20 protein-coding genes and 1 tRNA gene are annotated in these 24257 nt (G+C 64.2%); 12 read left to right on the plus strand and 9 right to left on the minus strand.

The window, feature by feature from the left end; translation table 11 throughout:
• Positions 1–1232: 1232 nt before the first annotated feature.
• Positions 1233–1892 carry a c-type cytochrome gene (locus NKI58_RS26490; RefSeq protein WP_352570294.1) on the minus strand — a complete coding sequence of 220 codons (660 nt, stop codon included), beginning with the start codon at positions 1890–1892 and terminating at the stop codon, positions 1233–1235.
• Between the two features lie 191 nt (positions 1893–2083).
• Here NKI58_RS26490 and NKI58_RS26495 point away from each other — a divergent pair, with 191 nt between their 5' ends.
• Both NKI58_RS26495 and NKI58_RS26500 read left to right on the plus strand, forming a co-directional pair.
• Entirely contained in the window at positions 2084–2812 is a 729-nt protein-coding gene (locus NKI58_RS26495) for a 3-deoxy-manno-octulosonate cytidylyltransferase (protein ID WP_023676856.1), read from the plus strand.
• A 33-nt stretch (positions 2813–2845) separates the two neighbouring features.
• Positions 2846–3709, plus strand: coding sequence for a prephenate dehydratase (locus NKI58_RS26500; protein WP_023676855.1), 864 nt, complete (start codon positions 2846–2848; stop codon positions 3707–3709).
• A gap of 7 nt (positions 3710–3716) precedes the next feature.
• On the opposite strand, the gene NKI58_RS26505 is transcribed toward NKI58_RS26500, so the two are convergent.
• Positions 3717–4073: a hypothetical protein gene (locus NKI58_RS26505; protein ID WP_023676854.1), complete on the minus strand. Its 357-nt coding sequence runs from the start codon at positions 4071–4073 to the stop codon at positions 3717–3719.
• A 55-nt stretch (positions 4074–4128) separates the two neighbouring features.
• The gene (locus tag NKI58_RS26510; RefSeq protein ID WP_352635808.1) at positions 4129–5073 is read right to left on the minus strand and encodes a methyltransferase domain-containing protein; all 945 of its coding nucleotides are present in this window, start codon (positions 5071–5073) and stop codon (positions 4129–4131) included.
• Between the two features lie 107 nt (positions 5074–5180).
• On the opposite strand from NKI58_RS26510, the gene NKI58_RS26515 reads away from it, so the two are divergent.
• The gene (locus tag NKI58_RS26515) at positions 5181–6191 is read left to right on the plus strand and encodes a ligase-associated DNA damage response exonuclease (protein ID WP_352448565.1); all 1011 of its coding nucleotides are present in this window, start codon (positions 5181–5183) and stop codon (positions 6189–6191) included.
• Positions 6192–6432: 241 nt separating this feature from the next.
• A complete protein-coding gene (locus NKI58_RS26520) occupies positions 6433–8034 on the plus strand; it encodes a cisplatin damage response ATP-dependent DNA ligase (protein ID WP_352783801.1) in 1602 nt (533 codons plus the stop codon).
• A gap of 102 nt (positions 8035–8136) precedes the next feature.
• On the opposite strand, the gene NKI58_RS26525 is transcribed toward NKI58_RS26520, so the two are convergent.
• Positions 8137–9300 (minus strand): hypothetical protein, encoded by a 1164-nt coding sequence (locus NKI58_RS26525; RefSeq protein ID WP_352783803.1) that lies wholly within the window; start codon positions 9298–9300, stop codon positions 8137–8139.
• A 353-nt stretch (positions 9301–9653) separates the two neighbouring features.
• On the opposite strand from NKI58_RS26525, the gene NKI58_RS26530 reads away from it, so the two are divergent.
• A tRNA-Thr gene (locus tag NKI58_RS26530) sits at positions 9654–9729 on the plus strand.
• A gap of 36 nt (positions 9730–9765) precedes the next feature.
• On the opposite strand, the gene NKI58_RS26535 is transcribed toward NKI58_RS26530, so the two are convergent.
• The 5 genes from NKI58_RS26535 to NKI58_RS26555 all read right to left on the minus strand — a co-directional run bounded on the left by NKI58_RS26535 (position 9766) and on the right by NKI58_RS26555 (position 16541).
• Entirely contained in the window at positions 9766–11361 is a 1596-nt protein-coding gene (locus tag NKI58_RS26535; protein ID WP_352703367.1) for an indolepyruvate oxidoreductase subunit beta family protein, read from the minus strand.
• Positions 11354–13507 (minus strand): thiamine pyrophosphate-dependent enzyme, encoded by a 2154-nt coding sequence (locus NKI58_RS26540; protein WP_352783805.1) that lies wholly within the window; start codon positions 13505–13507, stop codon positions 11354–11356. The genes NKI58_RS26535 and NKI58_RS26540 overlap by 8 nt, the downstream gene beginning before the upstream one ends.
• A 42-nt stretch (positions 13508–13549) precedes the next feature.
• On the minus strand, positions 13550–14029 hold the full coding sequence (locus tag NKI58_RS26545) for a MarR family winged helix-turn-helix transcriptional regulator (RefSeq protein ID WP_023676846.1): 480 nt from the start codon (positions 14027–14029) through the stop codon (positions 13550–13552).
• Complete coding sequence (locus NKI58_RS26550; RefSeq protein WP_352703363.1) at positions 14029–15600, minus strand: phytoene desaturase family protein; 1572 nt, start codon at positions 15598–15600, stop codon at positions 14029–14031. Before NKI58_RS26550 ends, NKI58_RS26545 begins: the two co-directional genes overlap by 1 nt.
• Positions 15601–15749: 149 nt before the next feature.
• Positions 15750–16541 (minus strand): cyclase family protein, encoded by a 792-nt coding sequence (locus NKI58_RS26555; protein ID WP_352703360.1) that lies wholly within the window; start codon positions 16539–16541, stop codon positions 15750–15752.
• A gap of 117 nt (positions 16542–16658) precedes the next feature.
• Here NKI58_RS26555 and NKI58_RS26560 point away from each other — a divergent pair, with 117 nt between their 5' ends.
• The 7 genes from NKI58_RS26560 (at position 16659) to NKI58_RS26590 (ending at position 24170) form a co-directional block, all read left to right on the plus strand.
• Entirely contained in the window at positions 16659–18233 is a 1575-nt protein-coding gene (locus NKI58_RS26560) for a phytoene desaturase family protein (RefSeq protein WP_352783809.1), read from the plus strand.
• A 107-nt stretch (positions 18234–18340) separates the two neighbouring features.
• Positions 18341–19867: an ABC transporter substrate-binding protein gene (locus NKI58_RS26565; protein WP_352703356.1), complete on the plus strand. Its 1527-nt coding sequence runs from the start codon at positions 18341–18343 to the stop codon at positions 19865–19867.
• Between the two features lie 64 nt (positions 19868–19931).
• Positions 19932–20939, plus strand: coding sequence for an ABC transporter permease (locus NKI58_RS26570; protein ID WP_023676841.1), 1008 nt, complete (start codon positions 19932–19934; stop codon positions 20937–20939).
• Entirely contained in the window at positions 20932–21780 is an 849-nt protein-coding gene (locus NKI58_RS26575) for an ABC transporter permease (RefSeq protein ID WP_352703354.1), read from the plus strand. The genes NKI58_RS26570 and NKI58_RS26575 overlap by 8 nt, the downstream gene beginning before the upstream one ends.
• Positions 21777–22667 carry an ABC transporter ATP-binding protein gene (locus NKI58_RS26580; protein WP_352703352.1) on the plus strand — a complete coding sequence of 297 codons (891 nt, stop codon included), beginning with the start codon at positions 21777–21779 and terminating at the stop codon, positions 22665–22667. Before NKI58_RS26575 ends, NKI58_RS26580 begins: the two co-directional genes overlap by 4 nt.
• Positions 22660–23490, plus strand: a complete 831-nt coding sequence (locus tag NKI58_RS26585) for an ATP-binding cassette domain-containing protein (protein ID WP_352703350.1) — start codon at positions 22660–22662, stop codon at positions 23488–23490. The genes NKI58_RS26580 and NKI58_RS26585 overlap by 8 nt, the downstream gene beginning before the upstream one ends.
• Positions 23491–23570: 80 nt before the next feature.
• Positions 23571–24170, plus strand: a complete 600-nt coding sequence (locus tag NKI58_RS26590; RefSeq protein ID WP_352703347.1) for a VOC family protein — start codon at positions 23571–23573, stop codon at positions 24168–24170.
• The last annotated feature ends 87 nt before the right edge of the window (positions 24171–24257 follow it).

A 24257-nucleotide genomic window follows, 5' to 3' on the forward strand; every position in this document is an offset into this window, starting at 1 on the left:
ATCGTCATGCCGTGTGCAGAATGGGTGTTGCTCCCGATTGGCGGAGCGACATCACGGAGTGAAGAAATGCAACCTTATAGAAATGAATGGGTCCGCGCCAAGGTGGAGCTCGTAAACGGATGGAACTCCAACCACTAGAACCACACCACCGTCCGCTACGCTATCGTCGACTGCGACAAGACACGGCCGGCGTCCGGGTGGCGGGGAGTTGCCGGAGCCGTCATCGCGGCTGCAAAGTCCAAGAAGGGCCGCACAGCGATCAACGATGCCATAGCGCGCATCGAGACAATTGGGCCTGCCTATTTAAAGGCGCGTGACGAAGGGCTGATAGACACCGTATCGAACAATGACCTTTGGCACGTCTCCCAGCTCGTCGCCTTCTACGCTGGCATCTCTTACCGGATCGGCTTGGAGTGGGACGACGCCAGCTATTCCCCAACCAGCACTGCTTACGGCATATTGAGCTCTAAATTCGACGGCGAGGTGAGTGTTGACGAAGCGGAACTAGAAGCCGAAGCCGCCTAGCCTCTCCTTCGTAACTCTCCTCAGCCCCCGCCTGCCTAGGACGCGCGCGGGGGCTGCTCCGCACCCGATACGCTAGCCGCGACCTCGCACACGCCTACGGCCCTCCCTGCAAACGAAGAAGGCCGCTTTTGAGGGCGGCCTTCGACGTTACAGCGAGGTCATCAGGAGAGTGACGACCGTTAGGACGAACCGGGCACTGACCCGGATTCTGATCCCCTTCCCATACAGGACAATGACGTCCATCGGGCTGGCTCCATATGAGAGCCGGGCGCGCTCCAGCTGTTAAACTGGGCACAGATCGATCGTGCGATGAAATTCCTTCCGCTTTTGCTTCTGCTGCTGCTGCTGCGGTGCTTACTCAAACCGCGTTTGATGCGGTCTATCTCTCTTCCTCACCCGCGTTTGATGGCGGGGATTGCTCGTCGAGCTTCTGACTGTGGTTGGCCTCGCGATTGGCGGTTGAAAGCTTCGCGCCGGCTCCGTTCTGATGCTCTCCGAGTTCGAGTATCAATATACACGATTGCGCATAAGAACAAAACCGGAATATTGGTCGGTGTATAAATCGGTCCCTAATCGGCCAATCTCGGAAGAGGGCGAAAAACTCCGCCCCATATAAATCAACAACTTAGGGCGATTTCGCAGCGGATCCGCCATGAAAAAAGCCGGGCTGAACCCGGCTTTTTCAAGGATTATGCCATACAGTTTTGTTATTTTGCGGGCGCAGCCGGCGCCGGAGCGGCTGGCGCCGCGCCTTCTGCCGGCTTGGCAGGGGCCGCACCTTCGGGCGGCTTGGCGGCCTCATTTTCGGCCGAGGCGCCGGGCGCCGGCAGCGGCTTCGGATTGTCCGACAGCGTGCGCAGATAGGCGATGACGTTGGCGCGGTCCTCATCCTTCGGCAGACCGGCGAAGCCCATCGCGGTGCCCTTTACGAACTTCTTCGGCGAGGTGATGAAGTGGTTTAGATTGTCGTAGGTCCACTTCTCGCTGCCGCCCTTGGAGAACTCCTTCATGCCGGCCGAATAGGCAAAGCCCTCATGCTCGGCGACCGGACGGTCGATGATGTCCCAGAGATCGGGGCCGACCTTGTTGGGGCCACCCTTTTCGCCGGAGTGGCAAGCCTGGCATTTCTTGAAGATGGCGGCGCCCGCTTCGGCGTTGGCAGTGGTCAGCAGCTCGGCAATCGGCTTCACGGCCGCGGCGGGAGCGGCCGGGCCGCCTTCGGCGGGCTCGGTCGCCTCGATGGCGAAGCCGGGCTTTTCCGGCGCCGGCGAGGCAAACAGCGCGTCGGACACGATGCCAACGGAAAAGACGATGAACACGGTGCCGAGGAGACCGGCGAGCAGCTTGTTGACTTCGTTGGAATCCATACGCCCCAGGCTCCCTTTCCGGCGGACCGATCCGTCCACTCCGTCCGTCGGTATCGTGAACCACCCTGCGAGGCGGTCAAATCGCGCGGAAACTAGGTCTTTTGCTCCGGCGTTGCAACACCTATAAGGGCGCTGCCAGTGAGACCTTTTGCCACTTTTGTCCTCCTCTTTTTCGAGCCCCTGCCCGCCTCATGTCCACCCTCATCCTGATCCCGGCCCGCATGGCCTCGACCCGCCTGCCGGGCAAGCCGCTCGCCGACATTGCCGGCACTCCAATGATCGTCCACGTCGCCCGCCGCGCTGCCGAGGCCGGGCTCGGCCGGGTCGTCGTCGCCACCGATACGCAAGGCGTTGCGGAGGCGGTGCGCGCGCATGGTTTCGAGGCGGTGATGACGCGGGCGGACCACGAAACCGGTTCCGACCGCATCTTCGAAGCGCTGACCATTCTCGACCCTGGCAACAGCGTCGAGACCATCGTCAATGTGCAGGGCGATCTGCCGACCATCGACCCCCTTGTTATCGGCGCCGCGCTGAAGCCTTTCGAGAACGCAGCGGTCGACATCGCCACGCTCTGCGTCGAGATCGTACGCGACGAGGAAAAGACCAATCCGAACGTCGTCAAGCTGGTCGGCTCGCCACTCTCGACGACGCGGCTCAGGGCGCTCTATTTCACCCGCGCCACCGCCCCTTGGGGCGAAGGCCCGCTCTACCATCACATCGGCCTCTATGCCTATCGCCGCGCCGCACTCGAACGCTTCGTTGCGCTAAGGCCGTCGCCGCTGGAGCGCCGCGAGCGGCTGGAGCAGTTGCGGGCGCTGGAGGCCGGCATGCGCATCGATGCGGAGATCGTCCAGTCGGTGCCGCTTGGCGTCGATACGCCGGACGATCTCGAACGCGCCAGGGCGCTCCTTTCCAACTAAGAAATTCTTCCCCCAATTCCCGAGACTCTGCGCATGCCTGAAAAGACCAACAAAATATCCTTCCAGGGCGAGCCGGGCGCCAATTCCGACACCGCCTGCCGCAACATGTTCCCGTCGATGGAGCCGTTGCCGTGCCCGACCTTCGAGGACGCCTTCAACGCCGTCGAGACCGGCAAGGCCGATCTGGCGATGATCCCGATCGAGAACACCATTGCCGGCCGCGTCGCCGACATTCATCACCTCTTGCCGGAATCGAAGCTGCACATCATCGGCGAATACTTTCTGCCGATCCACTTCCAGCTGATGGTGCTGCGCGGCGTCAGGCGCGACGAGATCAGGACCGTGCACAGCCACATCCACGCGCTCGGCCAATGCCGCAAATACATCCGCAAGAACGGCTGGAAGGCGACGGTTGCCGGCGACACCGCGGGCGCCGCCAAGATGGTCGCCGCGATGAAGGACCGCACCATGGCCGCGCTGGCGCCGGCGCTGGCCTCGACCCTCTACGGACTCGACATCATCGAGGAGAATGTCGAGGACACCGACAGCAACGTCACCCGCTTCGTCGTGCTGACCAAGAACAAGCAATGGGCCGAGCGCCCCTCGGCCGACGCCAGGATGATGACGACCTTCATCTTCCGCGTCCGCAACGTGCCGGCGGCGCTCTACAAGGCGATGGGCGGGTTTGCCACCAACGGCATCAACATGACCAAGCTGGAAAGCTACCAGCTCGGCGCGTTTACGGCGACGCTGTTCTACGCCGACATAGAGGGCCATCCCGACGATCCGCTGGTGAAGCTGGCACTCGACGAGTTGCGCTTTTTCTCGCGCGAAATGCGCATTCTCGGCGTCTATCCCGCCAGCGCCTCGCGCGAGCAGTGGAAGGTGGCGGATTAGGATCCGGTCAGGTCAGGCCGAGCTTGTTCTGCTTGGCCGGCTTGCCGCATTCGCGGCGGGCAATCGACCGGTTCATGGCGTCGATCTTGCCGCTTGCCTGGTCGGCATCGCGCTTGGCTTTCGAGCGCATATCCGGCGTGAACGGGCCAAAGCCCGTCGCCGGGTTGGAGAAGGACGGCTTGGCGTCCACCGGCAGATGATATTGCTGCGCCAGGCCGTTTCGTTGCGCCAGCAATTGATCGCAAGGCACCTTGTCATATTGCAGCGAGGACTGGACGTTTTCGTCCTGCCGTTCGGACATCGAATTGCCGACGCAGCCGGCCATCGCCAGGCAAGATGCCAAGACCGTCATGTTCCAGCGCATGAACGTGCTCCTTGTCGTTCGCAGCTGCGGCTTCTCATGCGCAGCGGCAGAAGTCTTAGCCAGATTTTACGCTGCCGGAAAGCAAGCTTGCCACTACGGCCAGCCCTTCGACCGGTTGGCGGCGATCCTGCCGGATGATCGTTGCCTGCAGCGACAGGACTGAAAAGCCGTCGGCGTCCAGAACCCGCTCTACATAGCTTTGGGAATGCGCGTAGCGGCGGGACGGCAGCAGGGCGAAGCCGGCGCTGTCAGACGATTCTCCGCCCGGGAGCGTCTCGACGGAGAACGCAAACAGACCGCCGCCGGCAAGCATTCCGGCAATCTTGTTCACCACCTTTTCGAGTGCGCCGACATAGATGAACACATCGGCCGCCGTCACCAGATCGGCTTTCGGGCCAGAATAGCAAAAATCCTGCAGGTCCGTCTTGACGAGCAGATCGTAGACGCCTTTGGCGCGCGCCTGCCTCAGCATGGCGGCCGAGATGTCGTAACCCTCCAGCCGGTCGGCGATCGGCCGCAGCTTCTGGCCCATGAGGCCGGTGCCGCAGCCGAGATCGAGCGCCAGCGAAAACCGGCCCGGCCGTGCTGCCTGGATGGCGCGGTCGAGGCATTCGGGCAGACGATAGCCGAGCCTGTCGACCAGTTCAGCCTCGAAACTCCCGGCATAGTGGTCGTACAGCGTCTCGACAAAGGCGCTGGGCGGCGCCTGGGCCGCCGCTGCCCTGCCGATCAATTGCAGCTTGAGCACCGCGCCGAGCCTGTCCGCCGGGTCGAGCCGCAGTGCCGTCGTCCAGGCCTGCGCGGCACGATCGCGCGCGCCCGCCGCTTCCTGCATCTCGCCGAGGCGGAACCAGCCGGCTGGCCATTGCGGCGCCAGTTCGAGCGCGCCGAGCAGCAATTCCGCCGCTGCCGCATGATCGCCGGATGCATAGAGCATTTCGGCATAGTCGGCGCGGCGGTCGGCGGTCAAATCGCCGGACGAGGTCTGGAGCGGTTTCATGCGATCGGGTTCCGCCGGGTGTTTGCAGCCGGCTTGCGCTCTATGCTGGAGTCAGCAGTGACATACAACAGGCTTCCCGCGCCGGAATTAGCGCCTATCTTGGGGCCATGCGCGCCAGCGACCTGCTTCATCCCCGGCCGGAAGGGCTGTATTGCCCGCCCGGCGATTTCTTCATCGACCCGGTGCGGCCGGTCAACCGGGCGCTGATCACACATGGCCATTCCGACCATGCCCGCTCCGGCCACCGCTCGGTGATGGCGACGCAGCAGACGCTCGACATCATGGGGCTGCGCTACGGCGACAGTTTTGCCGGAACGACGCAAGCCGCCGTGCTCGGCGAGACGATTGCGCTTGGCGGTGTGGCCGTCAGCTTTCACCCGGCTGGTCATGTGCTTGGCTCGGCCCAGATCAAGGTCGCGCATCAGGGTACGTGCATCGTCGCGTCCGGCGACTATAAACGCCAGAAGGACGCGACCTGCGAGCCGTTCGAGCCGCTCAAGTGTGACGTCTTCATCACCGAGGCGACGTTCGGTCTGCCGGTGTTTCGGCATCCGCCCGATACCGAAGAGATCGCCCGGCTGCTGAAATCGACCGAGCAGTTTCCCGAGCGAACGCATCTGGTCGGCGCCTATGCGCTGGGCAAGGCGCAGCGCGTCATGCGGCTGCTGCGCGATGCCGGCTACGAAAAGCCGATCTACATCCACGGCGCGCTGGCCAAGCTCAGCGAGTATTACCAGAGCCAGAATATCGATCTCGGCACATTGGAACCGGCGACCGTCGAGACCGGCCAAAAAAGCGACTTTGCCGGCGCCATCGTCGTCGGCCCGCCATCCGCCTTCGCCGATCGCTGGGCGCGGCGTTTTCCCGATCCGATGTCGTGCTTCGCCTCAGGCTGGATGCGCATCCGCCAGCGCGCCAAGCAGGGCGGCGTCGAGCTGCCGCTGATCATCTCCGATCACTCCGACTGGGACGAACTGACGGCGACGATCAAGGAGACCGGCGCCGAGGAAATCTGGGTAACGCATGGCCGCGAGGAGGCGCTGGTGCGCTGGTGCGAACTCGAAGGCATCGCCGCCAGGCCGCTGCATCTCGTCGGCTATGAGGACGAGGGCGATTGATGGTGTTTTTGAATCCAGCAATCGCCGGTACGGCGCTCTGCGGCGCCCCCCTCTGTCCTGCCGGACATCTCCCCCTCAAGGGGGGAGATCGGCAGCTTTGGTTTTGCCGCTCATCCTGCAACGTTGGAAATTGGCGAAAGCAGTCGCGACAGCAAATCTCCCTCCTTGAGGGGGAGATGTCCGGCAGGACAGAGGGGGGCGCGACAGAACGCAAGCCTTTCCCATTGGCGTCGCTCCTCCGATGAACCGCTTCGCCGAGCTTCTCGACCGGCTGGTGCTGACGCCGTCGCGCAACGGCAAGCTGACGCTTTTGACCGACTATTTCCGCAGCGTCGAGGATCCGGACCGCGGGCTGGCGCTGGCGGCCATCACCGGCGATCTGTCCATCGCCGCGGTCAAGCCGGCAATGCTGCGCACTCTGGTGATCGAGCGCATGGATCCGGTGCTGTTCGGCTATTCCTACGACTATGTCGGCGACCTGGCCGAGACCGTGTCGCTGGTCTGGCCGCAATCGCCTCTCGACATTGCGAACCACGCGCCGACGCTGGCCGAGGTGGTGGCCAAGCTGCAGGCGGCGAGCCGCTCCGACGGGCCGCAGGTGCTGGCCCGGCTGCTCGACAGCGCCAGCACGTCGGCGCGCTTCGCCATCATAAAGCTGGTCACCGGCGGCCTGCGCATCGGCGTCTCGGCGCGGCTGGCCAAGCAGGCGCTGGCCGATTTCGGCAAGGTCGATATCGCCGAGATCGAGGAACTCTGGCACGGGCTGACGCCGCCCTATATCGGGCTGTTCGCCTGGCTGGAGGGCAAAGCGGAAAAACCCAGGAAAACGGCACTGGCGCTGTTCAGGCCAGTGATGCTGTCGAATGCCGTCGGCGACGGCGACCTCGAAAAGCTCGACCCGGCCGACTACGCGGCCGAATGGAAATGGGACGGTATCCGCGTCCAGGCGGTTTGCGAAGGCGGCATTCGCCGGCTCTATTCGCGCACCGGTGACGATGTCTCCGGCGCTTTTCCGGATCTTGCGGAGGCGATGGATTTTTCAGGCGCCCTCGACGGCGAGCTTCTGGTCGGTGACCCCAGGCAGGCGACGGGCACGTTCTCGGACCTGCAGCAGCGGCTGAACCGCAAGAGCGTGTCACCCAAGATCCAGCAGCAATACCCCGCCTTCATACGCTGCTACGATGCGCTGCAGATTGGTGACGAGGATTTGCGCGGACTTCCCTTCCGCGAACGGCGCGGCCGGCTCGAGGCCTTCGTCAGGACACTCGATCCGGGCCGCTTCGATCTGTCGCCGCTGGTCGAATTCACCAACTGGCAGGCACTCGAGGAATTGCGCCGCAAGCCGCTGCATCCGGTCATCGAAGGCGTCATGCTGAAGCGCTGGGATTCGCCCTATGTGGCCGGGCGGCCGAAGGGCCCGTGGTTCAAATGGAAGCGCGATCCGCACACGGTCGACGCGGTGCTGATGTATGCCCAGCGCGGCCACGGCAAGCGTTCGAGCTTCTATTCCGACTACACATTCGGCGTCTGGTCCGGGCCGGAAGGATCGGAGGAGCTGGTGCCGGTGGGAAAGGCCTATTTCGGCTTCACCGACGAGGAACTGAGGCAGATCGACAAATATGTCCGCGACAATACGATCGAGCGCTTTGGCCCGGTCCGCTCGGTGCGTGCCGACCGCAGGAACGGGCTGGTGCTTGAGGTAGCCTTCGAAGGGCTCAACCGCTCGACGCGGCACAAATCCGGCGTTGCCATGCGCTTTCCGCGCATTTCGCGGTTGCGTTGGGACAAGCCGGCAGCCGAAGCCGACCGCATCGAGACGCTGCAGGCGCTGCTCGATAGTTAATGCATGTCGCGCAAAAAGTTTGCAGCGGTTTTGCGGTAACGACATGCATCAAAACAAGAACCTAAAGTGCGTCGCATGAGGCCGGTCCGAACGCGACGTGCTTTAGGGAACGACTGAAACGCGGATCTCGTAGATGTCGACCGACTTGCCCTGCTTGTCGAAGTCGGAATTGATGGCGATGGTGCCGGCAGCACCCGGACGCTTGTCGGGAAAGCGCACGTCGAACAGATATTCATTGCGCTCGCGACCGACGGCATAGCGCTTGCGGCCGCAGTCGCCGAGTTCGCCGAAATTGCAATCGACGGAAATCTGCGTCTCCTGCCCCTCCTCGGAGCGCGCGATGATGTCGAATGTGGCATGCTTGCCGGCTAGTTTTTCCAACACGCCTTGCCCGACGTCGAAGCTGATGCCCGAGCCGGATGCACCCGAGCGGATGCGCAGGAAGGAACCGCTTTCGTCCTGGATGACGTCGGCCTTGGCGTCCGACGGTGCATTGACCTGCGTCGGGTCACCCGGCGAAAAAACGTTGATCCAGTCGCGCGCCTCGTCCTGCTCGCCCTGCTTCGGCGGCGAAGCGGTGTCGTCCGGCGTGAAATCTTCGCCGTCGACCGTTGGCGGCGCTTCCGGTGGCGCTGTGTCGAGCTCGGTCGCCGATTTGAAGACGCCGGTCTGGTTGGCGAAATAAAGGCCGATGCCGGCGGCTGCGAGCAGCGTCACACCGAAGAAGATCGCGGTCAAGGGCAGGCGCCGCCGTCTCGCCCGCCGGTCGTCGCGGTCGGGCGTCACTTCCGCGTCGTCGGTTTCGACGTCGGCTTCGGTCGGAACCGAGGCCCCCATGTCGATCACCGGCACCTCGGGAACAGGCGCGTCGGGCATGATGTCGGGGACGACCGGCAGGACGCGCGACCGGGGCGCTTCGGATTCGGGCGGCTGCGCCGGACCGTCAACGACGACATCGGGCGACGGCGCGGGCTCGGCTTCGGTTTCAGTTTCAGCCGGAGACTCCACCGCCGGTGCTGCCTGCAAACTGTCGGTCGGCGCGGCGACGTCGGCAACCGCCGGCAGGAATTCCGATTCGATTTCGGTGATCTTCGCCTGGACCGCCTTGCGGCGCTTGATGGCGACCTCCACGGTGACGTTTGGATTGGCCTGCAGGGCACGGTCGAGTGCCGCGAAAGCCGATCGATAGACCCGCTCGCGAAACGCCCGGTCGTCGGCATTGCCTTTCTCGAAGGCATTGCGGATCGCTTTTTCGATCGCGTCCAAGCGAATTCCCTCTGCAATTTCACTCACTTTGTCATGATCGTTAGCCGCAGGCGACCAATCAATCAACAAGCGAGCGGCCGCATTCTGCCTTGCCGAGGGGTACAAAACCGATTTCGGCGGTTTTCGGTAAAGGAATCAACATTTTTCGCTGATTTTCCGGTCACGGCCAACGTGGCGGTCGCGCGGCGTGCCGATGCGGCATCACGCGGCCAATGGTAGATCCGCGCGGCGGCTGCCCTTACGCCCGGCCGGAGGCGGCACGAATTGCCTCGTCCTGAAATCGCGACTGCCATCTTGAATTCGCGGCCGGTTGCGTCTATCACGCAGCCCATCCTGGAAGCTCGGCTTCCCGGGCCGCTTTAGCTCAGTTGGTAGAGCACATCATTCGTAATGATGGGGTCAGGTGTTCGAGTCACCTAAGCGGCACCAAAATTCTCGATGAATTAAACGGGACCATTTCACAGATCAACTCGATGGAACGTCGCTATCACCCAGCGACGCCACGGTCTTCAGCGCGCCGTCGAGCATGTCGCCCTTCTCGTCCTTCAGCGCGGCTTCGCGCAGGCGCCGGATCCAGTCGGCGGCGTCCGGGCGGCCCTTGACCAGGTCGAGTGCCGACAGCACCCGGTCGAATTTCGACTGCGCGCGGGCGTGGGTGTCGCTGTAGCCCTTGATCAGCCGGCGGCAGTTGAGGATCTCCGTGCCAAGCGCGTAGTCCTGGCCGACTTGGCCCAGCGCCAGCGCATACCAGCGCTCGAGATGCGCGGTCTCGACCTTGTGGCGCAGCAGGCGGCGGCGCCAGCGGCGCAGGCCGCCGATGAACCACAAAGCGGCAAAGCCGGCGAAACTGTCGGTGCGGATATGGCGGCCGCGGTTGATGCGGCGGTCGAGGAAGGCGGCGAGCTTCGGCCGCGCCTCGATGTAGCTGCCGAGCCCGGCCGGCAGCGTGCCGCAGAATTCCTCGATGCGCGGATGGAAATATTCGGTCACCTGCAGGACCGAGCCGTCCTTGACGCCAACCTCACGGCGTACGCGTCGGTCGCGGCTAGAGCGCGTCTTCAGGTCGGCGACGCGGATCATGTCGTCGTAGCACATGGCGTTGGCCAGATGCTTGGCGGCGGCGATCGACAGCGCGTAGGCGTGTTCGGCATCGTCCAGAGCGACGACCCGGTCGAGCCTATCGAGATACTCGCCGCCATAAGCAACGTCCTGATAGTCGACCACTTTTTTCAGGCCGCGAAGCGCCATGTCGGCGACAGGAGCCGGCAAAGCATCGACCCGGGCGGCCAGTTGCTGCCAGCCTCGCAAGAGACTTTGCGGGCCGCTCACCTTTGCCGTTGCGCCCGAGCCGGTTTCAGCGGCTGCCGGCCCTGCAGTCTTGTCGCCCGAAGGCGCACTCGCGATGCCGCGCGCCCGATCGTAGGCGGCGCCGAAGGCGGCGAGGCTGGCCTTGACACCACGGCCGCCGGCGCCGATCGCCTGCTCGTAGCTCTCGCGTGTAAACGGCAAGGCGTCGGAGCCGGCCAGCGCGCCGAGCAGGCTGGCCGAGATCATCGAGCCATTGTCGGCGGCGATCTTCTCCATATCGAAGGCGATGAAGCGCTTGGCCGCGGCTTCCGCCGTGGCATGCACCTTGGAGGACGAGGCGCGGCCGTCGCCGGGCTCGATCTTCTCCGAGACCGCGGCGATGCGGTGCGACGAGGCGATCAGCGTGGTGCGCTCGGGCGTGACGAAGCCGCGGATGATGGCGCGGCCGGCCTCCATCAGTTCGGCGGCAATCAGGATGTCGACGTCGCCCTGCGACGGCGACAGCGCGAAGACCGGCAGGCGGCCGGTGTCGCGGCACATTTCGACATAATAGATGGTGGCGCCGGTGCGCTGGGCGACGCCGGCGACCGAGGTCGATTGCGCGACGTAGCCGTTGCGCTCGGCGACGTCGGTGATCCAGTCGGCCAGCACGCCACCGCCCTGGCCGCCGACCGCCAGCACGGCGAGCTTGATGACGCGCTCGTCGTCCGGCGCGCCGGCCTTTGAACGGGTTGATGGAACGGCGTCAAGCATCGGCGAATATCAGGCGCCGGCTTTCACGGCGCCGCTGCAAGAGACTGATCGTGGCGCGACGCGCGGCTTCAAGGAAACGGTCCCAGCGGCTCGGATTGTGCACGACATCGGCGCGGTAGAAAGACGGGCACAGCACCGCAGCATCGGCAACCTCGCCGCAATTGCCGCAACCGACGCAGCTCTGGTCGATATGCGCCACCGGATCGTCGCGCAGCGGATCGTCGAGCGACTTCACCGAAAGCGACGGACAGCCGGACAGCCGCATGCAGGCATGGTCGCCGGTGCAGATGTCCTCGTCGACACCGAATTTCGGCTTGACTATGCGCGTCCCGCCCTTGATCGCCTTGTCGACCAGCGGCTTTTCGCGGCGCTGCCGGTTGAGCATGCATTCGGACGAGGCGACAATGACTTTCGGGCCCTTCTCGTCCGTCGTCAGCGCCTCGCGCAGCGTGTCTTGCATCTTGGTTACGTCGTAGGTGCGGTCGATGTGGCGCAGCCATTTGACGCCCATGCCCTTCACCGCCTCGGTGATCGGGTGCTTGGTCGACTTGGTCTTGTTGCCGGCGCGGGACGACAGGATGTCCTGCCCTCCGGTCGCGGCCGAATAGAAATTGTCGACGATGACGATGACGCCGTCGTTCTTGTTGAACACGGCATTGCCGACCGAGGAGGTCAGGCCGTTGTGCCAGAAGCCGCCGTCGCCGACGAAGGAGATCGAGCGGCGCTTGGCATCGGGCGAATTGAACGCCGAAGCCGAGGCCGGCCCCAGCCCGTAGCCCATGGTAGTGGCACCTAGCTCGAAAGGCGGCATGATCGAGAACAGATGGCAGCCAATGTCGGAGGCGATGTGGTGCTTGCCCAGCTCCTGCTCGACCAGCTTGGTGGCGGCGAAGATCGGCCGCTCCGGGCAACCGACGCAGAAGCCGGGCGGCCGGCCCGGGACGACGTTGATCAGGTCGGCGGTGTCGAGCCCGTCGCCGATCTTGTTCGGCGCGCGGACCTCGCTTGGCAGCAGATGCGGGATGGTGGAACGCAGGAACGATCCGATGCCGTCGAGCATCACCTGGCCGGTATATTCGCCGGCCATAGGCAGATGTTCCTTGCCGACGAGCTTGGTGCCGCGGCCGGCCTTGTGCAGCATCGCGGCAAAGGCCTGTTCGATGTAGTTGGGCTGGCCTTCCTCGACGACGAGAACGGCGTCCTTACCCTCGCAGAAGGACAGGAACTCGTCATCGACTAAGGGATAGACGGCGTTGAGCACATAGAGCGGCACGTCGGTATCGCCATAGGTGTCGGCGAGGCCGAGCCGCTGCAGCGCCCGGATGACGGAATTGTACATGCCGCCCTGCATGACGATGCCGACTGCGCCGTGCTCCGGGCCGAAGAATTCGTTGATCTTGTTGGTGCGGATGAAATCCACCGCCGCCGGCCAGCGTTTCTGCACCTTTTCCTTCTCGTGCAGGAAGGACGCGGGCGGCAGCACGATGCGGCCGGTGTCGCGGCGCGGCGCCTCGAGCGCATCGGCCACAGTCATTGCCGGGTTCTTGTTGTCCTTGGCGATGAAATGGCCGTGGACATGGCAGCAGCGGATGCGGACCTGCAGCATGACCGGCGTGTTGGAAACCTCGGACAGCTCGAAGCCGTCCTCCACCGCCTTGACGATCGACGGCAGGTTCGGCCGCGGGTCGAGCAGCCAGACCTGGCTTTTCATGGCAAAGGCGTGGCTGCGCTCCTGCATGATCGAGGAGCCTTCGCCGTAATCCTCGCCGACGATGATCAATGCACCGCCGGTGACGCCGCCGGAAGCGAGATTGGCGAGCGCGTCGGAGGCGACATTGGTGCCGACCGTCGACTTGAAGGTCGCCGCGCCGCGGATAGGATAATGCACCGATGCCGCAAGCATGGCGGTGGCGGTCGCTTCCGAGGCGCTCGCCTCGAAATGCACGCCGAGCTCGCCCAGGATATCCTGCGCGTCGGCCAGCACGTCCATCAAATGGCTGATCGGCGCGCCCTGATAGCCGCCGACATAGCCGACGCCGCATTGCAGCAGCGCCTTGGTGATGGCGAGAATGCCTTCGCCGGAAAACTCCTCGCCGGCGCCGAGCCTGAGCTTTTCGACTTCCTTGGCAAAAGACCGTTCGGCCATTTTGGGCTCCTTCCGTTACCGCCCCGATGGCGGCGCGTAAGATCAGATGTCGTGCTTGCGAATGTTCTTCAGCATCTTCTGCAATGTCGCGATCAGCGCCGCGTATTCGGCATCGTCGACATCGTCGAACATTGCCTCGAAAGCGTCGTGCATGGCCGGCCAGGCGCGCGCGAACTCGGCGCGGCCATCGTCGGTCAGGAACACATGGCGGATACGGCTGTCGGTGACCCCCTGCTCGCGCCGCACAAACCCTTGCCCCTCCAGCGTGTCGAGCGTCCGGCTCAAGGTCGACTGCTCGATGACGGTATAGACCGAGAGATCGTTGACGGTGACGCCATCGGTGACCGACAACACGGCCAGCGTGCGCACCTGCGGAATGGTCAGGCCCTGCCTGCGGAAATTGTCGCGCAAGGTGGCGTTGTAGCGGCCCATGATGCGGTTCATCAGATAGGGCGCGAATTGCTGCAGGCCGATCTGGCCCAAAGTCGAGATGCGCTGGCGCTTTTCAACCTTCTGTTCCATCACAGCCTCCCCGCCAGGAGAAAGCCGGAGCCGCCGCCCAAGCCAGCACCCGGATGGGTCGAGGCACCGATGTGGTAGAGACCCCTGACCTCGGTGGCGTGATTGCGGCTCGTCTTGAACGGCCGCCACAGAAACGACTGGTCGATGGCCGAGGAACCGCCATAGGGGTCGCCGCCGACCAGATTGATGTTCATCGCTTCCAGGTCGGCCGGCGAACAGGCGCGGCGTGCGATGACGCTGTCCTTGAACCCATCGATATGGCTGGCGAGGATCGCTTCGGCACGGTCGGCATAGGCTTCGCGCAGCGCCTCGGTCCAGCGACCGTCTGCCGGTGTTTGCAGTTTGCCGGCGGCATCGCCCTTGATATGCCGTGGGGCCTCGGGCAGTTGCAGCCACAGGACCGCCTTGCCGTCCGGGCAGCGCGATGGGTCGAGCGCGTGCGGCTGGCCGACGCACATGGTCGGCACCTCCGGCAGCATGCCGCGCACGGCTTCGTTGCAGGCCTTCGAGACGCCGTCGAGCCCCGGCGTCAGATGCAGCAGCGCGACCTTGTCCAGGCCCTCGCCGCGCCATGCCGGCGGCTTGTCCAAGGCATAGTGGATCTGGAAATTGCCCTTGCCGTAGCGGTATTTTTGCGCTGCCTCGACGTCGGCTTTCGGCGCCGCGTCGCCGAGCAGCCGCTGGTAGAGCTGGGTCGGCGTGACCGAGCAGATGACGCTCTTGTTCATGTTGATCGTTTCGCCCGAAGCCAGCCGCACGCCGGCGGCGCGGCCTCCGCTTTGGACAATAGCCGCGACGTCGGCGCCGGTGCGGATTTCGCCGCCACGTTCCCTGATCAGGGCTTCGAAGGCGGCCAGCAGATTCCTGGCACCGCCCTTGACGATCGGCGCGCCGGCCGCCTCAAGCGCGAAGGCGATGACCTTGGCGATCTGGCCGGAGAACGCGTCCTCAGGCCCGAGGCCGGCATGCAGCACCCAGGGCGCCCACAGCGCGCGCATGGTTTCCGACTGGTAGGTGCTTTCCAGCCAACCGCGCGCCGGCACCAGCGCGCTGCCGAGAAAGGCGGCAAGGCCACGCGGGCCGCGCCGCCAGGCTTCACCCGCCAGCAGCCTGGCCGTCGGGTGGGACCACAGGCTGCCACCGAGCAGTCCGAACAGCAGACCGGCGTTGCGCTCGATCTCGCCGACATCGTTTGCGTGCCGGTCGCCGTCGCCCGCGGCAAGCGCATTGATCGCCGCCACATTGGCGATACGATCGGTGCGCAGGACGGCATGGCTGCCGTCCGGGCGTAGCACACCGGTCGGCGTGGAGGTGTTGCAAAACTCCAGGCCGTGCCGCGCCAGATCCTTGCCCAGCGCCGCATAGGCCGGCGAGGTGATGAACAGGACAAAGGTCGTCGCCATCACGTCGTGGATGAAGCCGGGCGCGGTGATTTCTTCGGTGCGCATGCAGCCGCCGATGCGGTCGTTGCGCTCGAGCACCAGCACCTTCGCCCCCTTGCCGCCAAGCATCGCCGAGCAGACCAGCGCGTTGATGCCGCTGCCGACGACGATGTGATCGGGAGCGCTCATCGATGCGTGCTCCTAGCCGGCAGGAGTTCAATTGCAGAGATTGGCGCTCTACGGCGCCGTAGAGCCGCAGCTTTGCAAGGCTGCCGCTCCCACTCCGTCACCACAGTGCCACTTCCGCACATGATCTTCTCCCGAAGACCGCAGCTACCCTATTGCCTTGGCGCCAACGCCAACGCGCGGATCGGGCTGCCGGTGCCGTGCTCGATCTTGAGCGGCGCCGCGATCAGGATCGCGCCTTTCGGCGGCAGCCGGTCGAGGTTGCAAAGGCTGGCGAGGCCGTAGCGGTTAGCCTTGTGCATCAGGCTATGCGCCGGGAACGGCGGCTCCATTCCCCCTGCTTTGCCAGCATCCGTGCCGATCGTCTCGCTGCCCCAGCCCTTGATGTCCTTGCTAATCAGATACTGGATGGCTTCGGCGGTCGGGCCAGGCGTGTGCGGTCCGGTCTCATTGGCGTTGAGGAACTCGGCTTCCGAGCCGTTGCGCTTATACCAGTCGGTGCGCATCACCACCCACTCGCCGGGGTTGATAGCGCCATGTTCGGCTTCCCATGCCTTGATGTGATCGACGGTGAGCAGGAAATCGTGATCGGCTGCCGCTTGCTTCGAACAGTCGATGACGTTGACCGGGCCGACAAAGTTCTGCGCCGGAATGGTGTCGGTGGCGCCGTCCGGATAATCCTTGCCGGTGATCCAGTGGTTGGGTGCGTCGAAATGGGTGCCCGAATGCTCGCCGAGCTTGAGCCAGTTCCAGGCCCACCACGGGCCATTCTTGTCATAGGCGGAGATGGCGTGGATCTCGATCTTCGGCGTGTCGACCGCCAGTTCCGGTGGCAGCTTGATCAGTGGCGTGTTGGGCCCGAGCGGCGCCGTCAGGTCGACCACCTGGATGGCGCCTGAAAGCAGCTGGCCGGCGACTTCGCCTAGAAGTTGTTGTGTGTCCATGGTCTCTGTTCCCTCTTTCTCGATGGTGCTGAAGGCTCTCGCGGCCCTTAATATCCTACTAGACGAAAACATATGCATCTGCAATTATCTTTAAGCATAAAGGAAATGGGACGGGGCGTGAGCGAGTTCGACGCCATATTTGTCGGGGCAGGCCACAACAGTCTGGCATGCGCCGCGCATCTGGCGCTCAAAGGCTGGAAAACGGCAGTTTTCGAGCGTAATGCAACGATCGGCGGCGCCGTCCAGACGCGCGAATTGACGCTTCCGGGCTTCCGGCACGATTTCGGCGCGATGAATCTCAGCCTGTTCGCCGGCTCGGCCTTTCACAAGAAATATGCAAATGAATTGAAAACCCACGGGCTGGAATTCGTGCCGATGGCCGACTGTTTTGCCAGCGCCTTCCCCGACGGTCGCTGGTTCGGCGTCAGCAGCGACCTGGAAAAGACCGCCTCGAGCATGGCCGCTTTTTCAGACACCGACGCACAGACATGGCGCCGTCTGGTTGCGGCATTCCCGGCGGAGGCCGAGCATCTGTTCCGGCTGCTGGGCTCGCCGATGAGCGGCCGTGCGCTCGCCGGCACCGCCTGGAACCTCTGGCGCAAGAAGGGTTTTGCCGGCGCGCTCGATACTGGTCGGTTGCTGCTTTCGTCACCCCGCGCCTGGCTCGAGGAGACTTTCCAGTCACCGCATGTCAGGGCGACGCTCGCCACCTGGGGCATGCATCTCGACTTCGCCCCCGATATCGCCGGCGGCGCGGTGTTCCCTTACCTCGAATCCATGGCCAACCAGTGCTTCGGTATGGTGCTCGGCAGAGGCGGCGCCGACACCATCATCCGCGCTCTGTCGGGCATGCTCACGGCCGCCGACGGCAAGATCGTCACCGGGGCTGATGTCGCCGAGATCACGGTTTCGGCCGGCAAAGCGACCGGCGTGCGGCTCGCTTCCGGCGAGACCCACACAGCCACCAAGGCCGTCATCGCCGGTGTCGCGCCCAAGGCGCTGACCGGGAAACTGTTGCCTAACGGATCGGGCGACACCGGCTTCGACACGGCCGTGAAAAAATTCCGCCACGCGCCGGGGACGTTGATGATCCATCTGGCGCTCGACGATCTGCCGGACTGGCGCGCCGGCGCCGAGCTTCGGCAGTTCGCCTATGTGCACCTTTCGCCGTCGCTCGACGCCATGTCGCTGACCTACCAGCAGGTGATGGCAGGCATGCTGCCGGATGAACCGGTGCTGGTCGTCGGCCAGCCGACGGCCGTCGATCCCTCGCGCGCGCCGGACGGCAAGCACGTACTTTGGGTGCAGGTGCGCATGCTGCCAGCCGAGATTGCAGGCGATGCAGCGGGCACGATCGCGGCGGCTCACTGGGACGAGGCTAGGGAGCACTACGCCGAGCGCGTCCTCGACATTATCGAGCGCTATGCGCCCGGCCTTCGTCGGAAGATCCTCGGCCGCGCCGTGTTCTCGCCCATCGACCTCGAACGCGAGAACCCGAACCTTGTCGGCGGCGACCAGATCTGCGGCAGCCATCATCTGGCGCAGAATTTCCTGTTCCGGCCGGCGCGCGGTTACGCCGGCTGGAACACGCCGGTCGGCAATCTGCACCTGACCGGGGCGGCAACATGGCCCGGCGCCGGCACCGGGGCGGCGTCGGGCTACATGCTCGCGCAACAACTTGGCGGGAGGTAGGCTCCATTTTTCATCTAGGGTGAAGGAGGACAAGGCGCGGTTGCCCAAGGAGCCTGAACCCACCGATTGACAACGACACCGCGCATAAAAGCAACAGGGGAACGACCATGACAATCAACAGACGAGAATTGCTCGGATATGGCGCGGCCGCACTTGGCGCCACGGCGCTCGGCCTGCCGCAAATCGCCAAGGCTGCCGGCGAACTGACCATCGCCTACAATGTCAATTTGCCGTCCTGGGACCCGACCACCGGGCCTTCGGCGGTCAACCCGACCATCCAGGGTCTCTACCAGTCGGTGTTCGACCAGTTCATCCCGCAGACGCCGGATCTCTCTTTCGCGCCCGGCCTGCTCACCGAATGGGGCTGGAACGAGGATCGCAGCAAGATCATGATGACGGTGCGCGAGGGCGTCACCTGGCATGACGGCTCGCCATTCACGGCCGAAGACGTGGTCTGGTCGCTGCAGCGGGCGGGCGATGAAAAGACCGGCAACCCGATCCAGTTCGTCTGGAAGAACGTCAACAACTTCAAGATCGACGGCAACAAGATCACCGGCGACGTCGTGCAATTCGACCCGGTGTATTTCAAGTGGATGTCGTTCCTGACCGGCTACATCATGCCGAAGGCCTATTACGAAAAGGTCGGCGCCGAGGGTTTTGAGAAAGCCCCGATCGGCACCGGGCCCTATATGGTCGACAAATTCGAGCGCAACGCCTTCCTGCGGCTCAAGGCCAACCCGAACTACTGGGGCGGCAAGCCGGCCTTCGAAAACGTAACCATCAAGTTCGTCACCGATGCGGCGAGCCGCGTCGCCGAGATCGAGTCCGGTTCCTCGCAGGTGACGCTGGAAATCCCCTATGAGGAATATGACCGCCTGATCGCCAAGGATGGACTTGCCGGCTCATGCAAGAACGTCTCCGACATCGGCATGATCTTCTTCAACGACATCGACGTGATGCTGGACAAGAACGTGCGCCAGGCGGCGGTGATGGCGGTCGACAAAAAGCTTTTGGTCGACCGGCTGCTGCGCGGTTACGGCCAGCCCATCGATACGCTGGAGACGCCGGAATACGAGGCCTACGATGCGTCGATCAAGGTGGAGCACAATCCGGACAAGGCCAAGGAACTGCTGGCCGCCTCCGGCTATTCGCCGGAAAAGCCGGTCAAGTTCACGATACAGACGACCAAGGGCTTCAAGCCCAAGGACTACGAGATGATCCAGGCGATCGTCGGCATGTGGCGCAAGGTCGGCATCGAGGCAACGATCGAGGTCTACGAGATCGCCAAGCACTACGAGCTGCGCGCCGCCGACAAGCTGGCGCCGGCGGCCTTCTACAATTGGGGCAATGCCATCGGCGATCCCACCACGTCGACCGGCTTTGCCATGTATGGCCCAAGTCCGCATTCGGTATGGGACAGCCAGGACCTGATCGACATGATCAATCCACTATGGGGCGAGAAGGACGAGGCCAAGCGCATTGCCGGCTGGAAGGCCGTCGACAAATACATCGCCGAACAGGCCTATGTGCTGCCGCTGATCCAGTATGCGCAGCCGATCGTGCATGCCAAGGGCGTCAATGTGGTGCAGCATGTGTCGGGCGCACTTCTGCCGGCGCTGATGAGCCCGGCCTGAGACAGTCTTCGGCTTGCCGCGCGCCGTCCGGAATGACGGCGCGCATTTTCCGCCACGGGCGACCATGCTGCTGCAAAGATTCCTGATCCGTCTTCTGACGATGGCGATCACGCTGTTCGGCGTGGCCGTCGTCGTCTTTATCGTCATCCGTGTCGCGCCGGGCGACCCGATCGCGATGATGCTGCCGCCCGGCGCGACCGATGCCGACATCGCTCGGCTGCGCGCGCTTTACGGGCTGGACAAGACCATCGTCCAGCAATTCTTCATCTGGCTGGCCGGTGTCGTCAGGGGCGATTTCGGCACGTCGATCTCACTGCGGCAGGACGTGCTTGGGCTGGTCTTCAATCGCCTCCCGGCCACGCTGGAACTCGCCATCGTCGCGCTTGTGATGGCGCTGGCGATCGGCGGCACGACGGCGATCCTCGGCGCGCGCGAACGCGGCACCGCGGTCGAAGCCGGCATCGACATTGCCAGCGGTGCGGCACTCTCGATTCCCGATTTCCTGTGGGGCCTGGTGCTGATCCTTCTGTTCGGCGTGCTGGTGCCTATCTTCGACATTTCTGGCCGGGTGTCGCCGCAGCTCGACCTGCCCTTCGCCACGCAATTCTATCTGTTCGAAAGCATCGTACGGCTGCGCTTCGACCTGACCAGGGACCTGCTGGCACACATGCTGATGCCGGCGATTGCGCTGGCGCTGCCACTGGCCGCGATCATCTCGCAGCTGCTGAAACAGTCGCTGAAGGAAGTGCTCGACCTCGACTACGTCGTGCTGGCGCGGGTAAAGGGCTTTTCGGAAACGCAGGTCATCCTGCGCGAGGCGCTGAAGAACGCGGCCCTGCCGACGCTGACGCTGGTCGGCGTGCAGTTCACCTTCCTGATCGGCGGCACGGTCATCGTCGAACGACTGTTTTCCTATGAAGGTCTCGGCAACATGGCGATCGATGCCGTCATCAACCGCGACCTGCCGCTGATCCAGGGCATCGTGCTGGTCTTCGCGCTGCTGTTTGTGCTGATCAACCTTGCCGTCGACATGATGTACGCCCTGCTCAATCCGAGGCTGCGCCATGGATGAGGCCCGCATTTCGAGACATGGCTCGCGGGCACGCCTGTGGCTGGCCGGCGGCTGGCTGCTGATTGCGCTGCTGGCCGCAATTTTTGCGCCGCTGGTCGCACCGCAGGACCCGCTGGCGCAGGATTTGATGCTGGAGCGCCTGCCGCCGTTCTGGCTCGATGGAGCCGAGCCCGGCTACTGGCTCGGCACCGATAGTCTCGGCCGCGATCTCCTGTCACGGCTGATCTTCGGCGCCCGCATCGCCTTCATCGTCGCCTTCGCCGCCGCCATCGCGGCCTGCCTGGTCGGCTCGACGCTCGGCCTGATCGTTGGTTATTTCGGCGGCTGGGCCGACCGCATCATCTCGCGCATCGTCGATGTCTGGATGGCGTTTCCGCCGGTGCTGTTTGCCATCCTTCTGGTCGCAGTGCTCGGTACCGGCTTGAGCTCGGTTATCATTGCCATTGCCGTCATCGACTGGACGCGCTTCTGCCGGGTGATCCGCGCCGAGACGTTGGGCCAGTCGCGCATGGACTATGTCGAGAACGCCCGCATCGCCGGCTACGGCCGCATCGGCATCATGCTGCGCGAAGTGCTGCCCAATGTGGTGCCGTCGATCGTCGCGCTGCTGTCGCTGGAGATGGGCATTGCCGTCATCGTCGAGGCGATCCTGTCCTTCGTCAATCTGTCGATCTCGACCGACGACCCAACCTGGGGCGGCATCATCGCCGAGGGCCGCCTGTCGATCCATCAGGCCTGGTGGGTGCTGGTGTTCCCGCTGGTCACGCTGATCCTGACGGTGCTGTCGTTCAGCCAGTTCGGCGAAGGTCTCAGGGCACGTTTCGATCCGGTGCTGCGATGAACGCGCTGGCGAAACCCTGCCTTGACATACGCAGCCTTAGCGCGGTGCTGCCTAATGGCTTGCGCGTGCTGCGCTCGGTGTCGCTCGCCGTCGAGCCCGGCGAGGTGCGCGCGCTGGTCGGCGAGAGCGGCGCCGGCAAGACGATGATCGGCAAGGCGGTGCTTGGCGTGCTGCCCTCGAGCGTGCGCATCGTCGAAGGCGATATGTTGCTCGAGGGCGAGGACCTCGGCAAGCTTCAGCCAAAGGCAAGGCGCACGCTGATCGGCGCGCGCACGGCGCTGATCCCGCAAGACCCGCTGACCGCGCTCAACCCGTCACGGCGAATCGGCCCGCAGATGACCGACCGGCTGGTGCGCATCCTCGGCTGGAGCGGCGAGAAGGCCGATGCACGCATCCGCCAATTGCTGGACGAGGTGCAAATCCGCGACCCCGAGCGTGTCCTCAAATGCTATCCGCACGAGCTGTCCGGCGGCATGCGCCAGCGCGTGCTGATCGCCGCGGCGTTTGCGGCCGAACCAAGGCTGATCGTCGCCGACGAGCCGACCACGGCGCTCGACGTGACTGTGCAGAAGCAGATCCTGCGGCTGATCGCGCAACTGCAGCGCGAGCACGGCACGGCGATCCTGTTCATTACCCATGATCTCGGCGTCGTCGCCAAGATCAGCCAGAAGGTCTCGGTGCTCTATGCCGGCAAGGTGGTCGAGGAGGCCGAAACGGCCGCTCTCTTCGCCGCTCCGCAGCACCCCTACACGCGAGCTCTGATGGCCGCGACGCCACGCTACACCGACCCCTTCGCCTCGCTGAAGCCGGTGGACGAGGCGGTGCTGGCCGGGCTTGCTTCGGAGATCGCCGCCGCCGATCAGGCCTGGAGGCGCCCGCATGGCTGAGCCGCTGTTTTCCGTGCGTGGGCTGAAGGTCGCGCTGCCCGACATGACGCGCAAGCCGCTGATCGGCCGCGCGCCCTTGGCCGAGATCCTGAAAGGGCTGGATTTCGACCTGCCAAAGGGATCGGTGACCGGCATCGTCGGCGAATCCGGCTCCGGCAAATCGACGCTTGGCCGCGCCTTAGTGCGGCTTCTGGAGCCGAGCGCCGGCAAGGTCATCTTCGACGGCCGCGACATCACACATCTGCCTGAGGCCGAGCTCCGGCCGCTGCGCCGCAATCTGCAGATGATCTTCCAGGATCCGATGTCGTCGCTCAACCCGCGCCGCACCATCTTCAGCATCATCGCAGCACCGCTCAAGCAGAACGGGCTTGGCGACAACCTCAGGGATCGTGTCGCGGAGGCGCTTCAGCGCGTCGGCCTGCCGCAAGGCTTCGCCAGCCGCTATCGTCATGAATTGTCGGGCGGCCAGCGCCAGCGCGTCGGCATTGCCCGCGCGCTGGCGCTGTCGCCGAAATTCGTGCTGGCCGACGAAATCGTCTCAGGCCTCGACGTGTCGACGCAGGCACAGATCCTGACGCTGCTGGAAAAACTCGCCGCCGAAATGGGCCTGACCGTTGCCTTCATCAGCCATGACCTGTCGGTGATCCGGCGGCTCTGCCGGCACGTGATCGTCATGCGCGAAGGCGCGATCGTCGAAGCCAGCGCGACCGACGCTTTGTTCGAGCAGCCGCAGCAGCCCTACACGCGCGATCTGCTCGCCGCCATTCCGCTGCCCGAGATCGATGATGCCTGGCTACTTCCCGCCGCAAAGGCGCCGGCATGAAACACAATCCTATTCGCACGCTAAAGAGCGGGCCTCGGGCGTGCGGCCGGCAAAATGTCCCGCGATGGAGGATGACTGACATGAAGAATGCAATCCGCTACGCAGTGCTCATCGCCACCGTGCTGGGAGGCATCGGCACCGCTTACGCCAGTTCCATTCCCGGCATGCGTGGCCACGACCACACCGGCGTCACCGTCCCCGACATGGAGCAGGCGGTCGATTTCTTCACCGAGGTGGTTGGCTGCAAGAAGGCGATGTCGTTCGGCCCGTTCGCCGACGACAAGGGCACATTCATGCAGGATCTGCTGGGCGTCGATCCCAAGGCGGTGATCGAGGAGATCACCCTGGTCCGCTGCGGACACGGGTCGAACATCGAGCTGTTCAAATACACCGCGCCGGACCAGAAGGACCTGACGCCTCGCAACAGCGACATAGGCGGCTTCCATATCGCCTTCTATGTCGACGACATCGCCGCCGCAAAAGCCTATCTTGACGGCAAGGGCGTCAAGACGCGGATGGGACCGCTGCCGGTTACCGAAGGCCCGGCCGCCGGCCAGACCATCCTCTACTTCCAGGCGCCCTGGGGCTTGCAGTTGGAAGCGATCAGCTATCCCAATGGCATGGCCTATGAAAAAGATGCGGAGACGGTGCTGTGGAGCCCGAAGAACCCGGAAAAATAGCCCGGGGCGTCCCTTGCCTGCGCAAGCCGACTGCCGGCAAGCTGGGTTTCTGGGGCGGATTGTTTCAATCCTGAAACTTCAAGCTTG

Origin of the sequence: Mesorhizobium sp. M0522 (assembly GCF_040321085.1) — a bacterium.
Lineage (GTDB): Bacteria > Pseudomonadota > Alphaproteobacteria > Rhizobiales > Rhizobiaceae > Mesorhizobium.

Bases quoted from the DNA above. Each gene is read 5' to 3' on its own strand.
- NKI58_RS26490 (WP_352570294.1), bottom strand. From the start codon at position 1,892: ATGGATTCCAACGAAGTCAACAAGCTGCTCGCCGGTCTCCTCGGCACC.
- NKI58_RS26495 (WP_023676856.1), top strand. From the start codon at position 2,084: ATGTCCACCCTCATCCTGATCCCGGCCCGCATGGCCTCGACCCGCCTG.
- NKI58_RS26500 (WP_023676855.1), top strand. From the start codon at position 2,846: ATGCCTGAAAAGACCAACAAAATATCCTTCCAGGGCGAGCCGGGCGCC.
- NKI58_RS26505 (WP_023676854.1), bottom strand. From the start codon at position 4,073: ATGCGCTGGAACATGACGGTCTTGGCATCTTGCCTGGCGATGGCCGGC.
- NKI58_RS26510 (WP_352635808.1), bottom strand. From the start codon at position 5,073: ATGAAACCGCTCCAGACCTCGTCCGGCGATTTGACCGCCGACCGCCGC.
- NKI58_RS26515 (WP_352448565.1), top strand. From the start codon at position 5,181: ATGCGCGCCAGCGACCTGCTTCATCCCCGGCCGGAAGGGCTGTATTGC.
- NKI58_RS26520 (WP_352783801.1), top strand. From the start codon at position 6,433: ATGAACCGCTTCGCCGAGCTTCTCGACCGGCTGGTGCTGACGCCGTCG.
- NKI58_RS26535 (WP_352703367.1), bottom strand. From the start codon at position 11,361: ATGCTTGACGCCGTTCCATCAACCCGTTCAAAGGCCGGCGCGCCGGAC.
- NKI58_RS26540 (WP_352783805.1), bottom strand. From the start codon at position 13,507: ATGGCCGAACGGTCTTTTGCCAAGGAAGTCGAAAAGCTCAGGCTCGGC.
- NKI58_RS26545 (WP_023676846.1), bottom strand. From the start codon at position 14,029: ATGGAACAGAAGGTTGAAAAGCGCCAGCGCATCTCGACTTTGGGCCAG.
- NKI58_RS26550 (WP_352703363.1), bottom strand. From the start codon at position 15,600: ATGAGCGCTCCCGATCACATCGTCGTCGGCAGCGGCATCAACGCGCTG.
- NKI58_RS26555 (WP_352703360.1), bottom strand. From the start codon at position 16,541: ATGGACACACAACAACTTCTAGGCGAAGTCGCCGGCCAGCTGCTTTCA.
- NKI58_RS26565 (WP_352703356.1), top strand. From the start codon at position 18,341: ATGACAATCAACAGACGAGAATTGCTCGGATATGGCGCGGCCGCACTT.
- NKI58_RS26570 (WP_023676841.1), top strand. From the start codon at position 19,932: ATGCTGCTGCAAAGATTCCTGATCCGTCTTCTGACGATGGCGATCACG.
- NKI58_RS26575 (WP_352703354.1), top strand. From the start codon at position 20,932: ATGGATGAGGCCCGCATTTCGAGACATGGCTCGCGGGCACGCCTGTGG.
- NKI58_RS26580 (WP_352703352.1), top strand. From the start codon at position 21,777: ATGAACGCGCTGGCGAAACCCTGCCTTGACATACGCAGCCTTAGCGCG.
- NKI58_RS26585 (WP_352703350.1), top strand. From the start codon at position 22,660: ATGGCTGAGCCGCTGTTTTCCGTGCGTGGGCTGAAGGTCGCGCTGCCC.
- NKI58_RS26590 (WP_352703347.1), top strand. From the start codon at position 23,571: ATGAAGAATGCAATCCGCTACGCAGTGCTCATCGCCACCGTGCTGGGA.